This is a genomic window from Mycobacterium sp. TH-M82 (assembly GCF_057473605.1).
The window spans coordinates 1-5,381 of sequence record NZ_JBYCKY010000429.1; the positions used below are offsets into that span (position 1 = coordinate 1).

Here is a 5,381-nt window from a genome sequence, read left to right on the forward strand (position 1 = left end):
CAGGTAAACCGCCGCCATCAGTTATCCGATGTGCAGCGGGTCGATCTGGACCCGCACCGGGGGGTGGGATTGGCGGGCGCTGAGCACACCGACCCCGCGGCGCAGGGCCGCCGCCAGCGCCAGGCCGCTGCCGGCGCCGTCGCGGCCGACCCGGACCAGCATCCGGATCACCTCGGTGCCGGCCGGGATGCCCGGCGGGCGCCGTGCCCCCGGCGGTAACGGCACCGGGCCGAGCAGCTCGGCGCACTCGGGCAGCCGGGCCTCGTCCAACAGCGCCGTCACCGAGTCCGCGTCGCCGTCGACGGCGGCGATGTGCACGGCCGGCGGCAGCCCGACCTCGGCGCGGGCGGCCAGTTCGGCGTCGGCGTGGCCGACCGGATCCCACCGGATCAGCGCCTGCACGGTCGGGATGGACGCGTCGGCGACCACCGTCACCACCCCGCCGTCGCCGCGGGCGTGCACCAGCGCCGCGGCGGCCATCCATCGCCGCAGGGTGTCCGCGGCCGCACGCAGGTCTTGGCGTCCCAGCAGCGCCCAGCTGTCCAGCAGCAGCGCCGCCCCGTACCCGCCGGGGGCATACGGCTCGGCGCCGGGGGTGGCGATCACCAGGGCCGGGCCGGTGCCGATCCGGGTCACCACGGTGTCGCCCGCCGAGGTGATCACCGTGGTGCCCGGAAAGGCCCGGCCCAGCTCTTCGGCGGTGCGCCGGGCGCCGACGACCACCGCGCGCACCGCACCCGACCCGCAGCGCGCGCACCGCGGCGCGGCATCGGCCCGGCCGCACCAGCGGCACTCGGCCCGCCCGGCCCGCCCGGTCCAGCGGCCGGACAGTGACAGCGGGCCGGTGCAGTGCCGGCACCGGGCTATCGCGCGGCAGCGTCCACACGCCAGCGACGGCACATAGCCGCGCCGCGGCACCTGCACCAACACCGGCGAGTCGGCCTGCAGTGCGCTGCGGGCGGCGCGCAAGGCGACCAACGGCAGCCGGGCGGTGCGGGCCGCCGGATCACGCTGCTCGGCGTAACCGTCGTCGTCGAGGGCGACCACTCGTGGGGTGGCCGCCCGCACCGCCGAGCGCGGAGCGACCACGTCGTGCGCCCATCCGCTGGCCACCAGCGCCTGGGCTTCGGCGGTGCGGGCGTACCCGCCGATCAGTGCGGCGCAGCCGCACAGGTGCGCCCGCAGCATCGCCACCTCGCGGGCATGCGGGTAGGGCGCCCGCGGTTCGGCCAGCGTGTCGTCCCCGTCATCCCACACCATGACCAACCCCAGGTCGGCGAGCGGGGCGAACACCGCGCTGCGGGTCCCGATCACCAGCCGCGCGCTGCCCCGCAGCACCGCCAGCCAGCGCCGGTAGCGGGCGGCCGGACCCAGCCCCGCCGACAGCGCGACCACGCTGGACTCGTCGATCCGCGCGGTGGCGGCGTGCCGCAGCGCGTCCACGTCGCGCTGGTCGGGCACGACCACCAGCGCGGTTCGCCCGGTCTGGATGGTTCGCGCGGCGGCGTCGGCGTACCGGTCGGCCCACGCTTCGCCCGGCAGCGCCTGCCAGACGGCTCGGGCGGCCCTGCCCTGACCCAGCGCGTCCAGAAATTGACCCCCCCGGTCGTAGCGCTGCCAGCCCGCCGGGTCGACCGATGTCACAACGGGCAGGCTTGGCGCCGTTGCAGTTTCGCGTTCCACTCGGGCGTGGCGAGGCGGCACCGCCAGCCGCAGCACGTCGGCGCGACTACCGGCGTACCGGGCGGCGACCGCCTCGGCCAGGTGCCGGATCTCGGCGGTGAGCACCGGCTCACCCGAGACCACCCGCTCCAGCCGACCCAGCTTGCCGGCGTGGTCGGTGTCGGCGCGGCGCTCCCACACGAACGCGTCGACCAGTCGGCCGTGGAACCGTACCCGCACCCGCACACCGGGCCGGGCAGCGGCCGACTGCTCGTCGGTGACCAGGTAGTCGAACTCGCGGTCCAGGTGCGGCACCGACAGCATCGGCAACACCCGTGCGATGGGTGCTGCCACCTCAGCGGTGTGCTGGACCTCGACGCTCACCAAGCAGGTTTAGCAGACAGGGCCGACACAGGGTTTCATGCGCGCGCGCAACTTTGCGGTTACCGGATGGCGCCACTTCGTGTGGTCTACCGGTCCACCGGTCTACTGAGGCACGTCTGCGGCGCCGGGTTGGCCCGGGATGTCGTCACCGCCCGCGGAGGCGACCACGGTGTCGAGCCTGACTGTTGACCGTCTCTCTGGGTGGCGACCACGGACCGCTTTATCGTCACCGGGGGCGCCGACGGGCCGCTACAGGCGACGGTGTTCGTCTGCATCATCAGCGTGCACATGAATGCCGGAGTCCCCGGTGAGCGCCCCGCCACGGCCAGCGGATCGTGGGCATGGTGACGGCCGAATCCTTGATTGTCGTCCACACTGACGATCGGCGGCCAGATAGGTTGGCCCCAACACGAATTGGCCCCTGACGGATTCCGCTTGTGGTAGGTAAAGCTGGTGAACCATGACTGTCGACCGCAGCGGTGATCGTCACCCGAACCGCCGAGCTGGCCGAGGACCATCTCAACGCTGGCACGCTGCACTGCCCACGATGCGCCGGCCGGCTCGCCAAATGGGGGTTTGGCCGGCGCCGCACGATCCGCTCCCACGGCACGGCGACAGTGACGCTGCGACCACGGCGGGTGCGCTGCTCGGACTGCGAGTCCACCCACATCGTGTTGCCGACGGCATTCCAGGCCCGCCATGCCGACACCACAGCGGTGATCGGCCAGGCACTGCTGCACAAGGTCAACGGACTGGGCTACCGGCGCATCGCCGCCCGCATCCACCGATCCGAGTCGACCGTTCGTCGCTGGCTGCGTCGCGCCACACCCAAGCACCTGCACTGGATGTACCAGCGTGGCGCGCAGCGGCTGATCGAGGTAGCCCCCGACGCCTTCGCTGAACTGCGATTCGTCGGCCACCAACTGCGCGACACCCTGTCGGTGCTCTGTGCCGCCGCCTACTGGGACCGCCACCGGCTCGGCTTACCCGACCCGCCCCGGACGATGGTCGGCATCTACACCCTGGGCAGGCTGCTCGCCCCGCCAGACTGATCGCGCCACTTCCCCGGGTGCATCGACCCTGAGGGGCCTCGCCGTGCCGGCACCTCGCACCACCGCGTCGATCCTGCCCGCCAACCCTTTCGTCGTCACCAACAACGCCGGATCGCGGCGTCATCACAGCCACGACCGCGTCACCCCGCCGAGCACCGCGTCACCCTGCCCAACAACGGCCAGAAACTCGTCGTCAATCACCGTGACGCCGTCATCGTCATCCTCAGCGACGGCCAACAATCGCGTCCGACACCGCGAAACACACCGCCCCCACCGCCGTCCACCGGGTCGGCAACCGGGCCAACAGCGCCGCGCAGACCATCGCGCCCGACACCCCGACATAGGCGATCACCGGCACCGTCAGCCCCTCACGGGCCAGCCCCGGCCAGAACCGCACCAGCAGCCCCACGCAGACCAGGCAGATCACCGCCACACCCGCCAACCGGCCCCGCGACGCGGCGGCCAACGGCACCAACGCGCCCAGAAAACACAAGTGCGCCAACAGAAATGCGGTCAGGCCGGCCACGAAGGACAGCTACCATCAAGGGATCACCAGTAACCAGTCACCGGCGGCCGACATCATCAGCGCCGGGATCAGCCACCGTGCTTCGCGCAGGATCGGATGCGCCGCGGCCGCCACCGTCAGCAGCACGGCCATCGAGGCCTTGAACGCGGGCTGTGCGAGCCAGTGCCCGGTCAGTTCGGTGCCGGGCAGCGAGCGCAGCGCGGTCGTCGTCAGGAAAATCCCGTACGCCAGGCCCACCCAACCGGCGACCGCCCAGGCCCCGGCCACCACCCGCGGCGGTGTTCCCATGCCGGCTGCCGACGCTGACCGTGCTGTGCACCCCATACTGCTGAAAGTACTGGACGTCGTTTTCGTACCGTTGCCTCTGGACGGCGGCTGGCGGCCTTGAAAACAGGTCTGCGGTCGCCCCCGCACGCTGGAAAAGAAGCCGGGCCGCCTACGGTGAGGGCATGGCTGAGGCTGCCCGACCCGACATCGACCCCGTGCTGAAGACACTGCTCGACGCGTTCTCACTGAGCTTCACCGCGGCCGACGGTGTCGACGTCGCCCGCGAGAAGCTGCATCAGCTCAAGGCGCCCCCGGAACTGCTGCCCGACCTGCGGATCGAGGAGCGCACCATCGGGCATGGCGACCTCACCGGCGTCCCAGTGCGCATCTACTGGCCGCCGAATGCCGGACCGGAGCCGTCACCGATGGTGGTGTTCTACCACGGCGGCGGCTGGTCGATCGGCGACCTGGACACCCATGACCCGGTAGCCCGGTCGCACGCCGTCGGTGCAGGGGCCATCGTGGTCTCCGTCGACTACCGGCTGGCCCCCGAGCACCCCTTCCCGGCCGCCATCGACGACTGCTGGGCGGCGCTGCAATGGGTGGGCGGGCACGCAGCCGAGTTGGGCGGCGACCGGAATCGGCTCGCGGTCGCCGGGGACTCGGCCGGCGGCAACATTGCGGCGGTGATGGCGCAGCTGGCCCGGGACAACGGCGGGCCCGCACTAGCGTTCCAGCTACTGTGGTATCCGTCGACCACGGCCGATTTAGCGCTGCCGTCGTTCACCGAGAATGCCGACGCGCCGATCCTGAACCGCGACGTGATCGACGCTTTCCTGGCCTGGTACGTGCCCGGTGTCGACATCCGCATCGACCCTATGACGCTGCCGGCCACCCTGGCACCGGCCAACGCCGTCGACCTTTCCGGCCTGCCACCCACCTACATCGCCACCGCCGAGCATGATCCGCTGCGCGACGACGGCGCCCGCTACGCCGAATTGCTGCGGGCCGCCGGGGTGCCGGTCGAGCTGCGCAACGAGCCGACCATGGTGCACGGCTTCGTCAGCTTCGCGCTGGTGGTGCCGGCCGCCGCCGAGGCGACCGATCGCGGGCTGGCGGCACTGCGGGCCGAGCTGCACCCCGGCCCATAGACCGCGAGCATGCACAAACTCGCACGCACCGGGCGCCGATCATGCGATTTTGTGCATGCTCGCGAGGGGAGAGCGGGCACTAAACCGCACGCTTGAGGTCGTCGGCCTTGTTCAGCTGCTCCCACGGCAGCTCGATGTCGGTGCGGCCGAAGTGGCCGTAGGCGGCGGTCTGCGCATAGATCGGCCGCAGCAGGTCCAGGTCGCGGATGATTGCGCCGGGCCGCAGGTCGAACACCTCCGAAATCGCCTTCTCGATCTTGATCGGGTCGACGGTCTCGGTGCCGAAGGTCTCGACGAACAAGCCGACCGGGGCGGCTTTGCCGATGGCGTAGGCGACCT

The 5,381-nt window shown here is 71.7% G+C and carries 5 protein-coding genes and 1 pseudogene; 3 read left to right on the plus strand and 3 right to left on the minus strand.

Annotation, left to right across the window (positions count from 1 at the left end):
* Window positions 1-21 precede the first annotated feature (21 nt).
* A complete protein-coding gene (locus tag AC2VON_RS13345) occupies window positions 22-1,986 on the minus strand; it encodes a primosomal protein N' (protein WP_486953400.1) in 1,965 nt (654 codons plus the stop codon).
* Between the two features lie 261 nt (window positions 1,987-2,247).
* On the opposite strand from AC2VON_RS13345, the gene AC2VON_RS13350 reads away from it, so the two are divergent.
* Both AC2VON_RS13350 and AC2VON_RS13355 read left to right on the plus strand, forming a co-directional pair.
* The gene (locus tag AC2VON_RS13350) at window positions 2,248-2,394 is read left to right on the plus strand and encodes a hypothetical protein (RefSeq protein ID WP_486953396.1); all 147 of its coding nucleotides are present in this window, start codon (window positions 2,248-2,250) and stop codon (window positions 2,392-2,394) included.
* Between the two features lie 131 nt (window positions 2,395-2,525).
* Window positions 2,526-3,098: a DUF6431 domain-containing protein gene (locus AC2VON_RS13355; RefSeq protein ID WP_486953397.1), complete on the plus strand. Its 573-nt coding sequence runs from the start codon at window positions 2,526-2,528 to the stop codon at window positions 3,096-3,098.
* A gap of 235 nt (window positions 3,099-3,333) precedes the next feature.
* On the opposite strand, the pseudogene AC2VON_RS13360 reads toward AC2VON_RS13355, so the two are convergent.
* A pseudogene (locus tag AC2VON_RS13360) lies at window positions 3,334-3,912 on the minus strand (lysoplasmalogenase family protein); the annotation flags it as partial.
* A 161-nt stretch (window positions 3,913-4,073) separates the two neighbouring features.
* On the opposite strand from AC2VON_RS13360, the gene AC2VON_RS13365 reads away from it, so the two are divergent.
* Window positions 4,074-5,042 (plus strand): alpha/beta hydrolase, encoded by a 969-nt coding sequence (locus AC2VON_RS13365; RefSeq protein ID WP_486953398.1) that lies wholly within the window; start codon window positions 4,074-4,076, stop codon window positions 5,040-5,042.
* A 79-nt stretch (window positions 5,043-5,121) separates the two neighbouring features.
* Here the strand turns inward: AC2VON_RS13365 and AC2VON_RS13370 are convergent.
* Window positions 5,122-5,381 (minus strand): methionine adenosyltransferase domain-containing protein (locus AC2VON_RS13370; protein ID WP_486953399.1); only part of this gene is annotated, 260 nt, incomplete at its 5' end.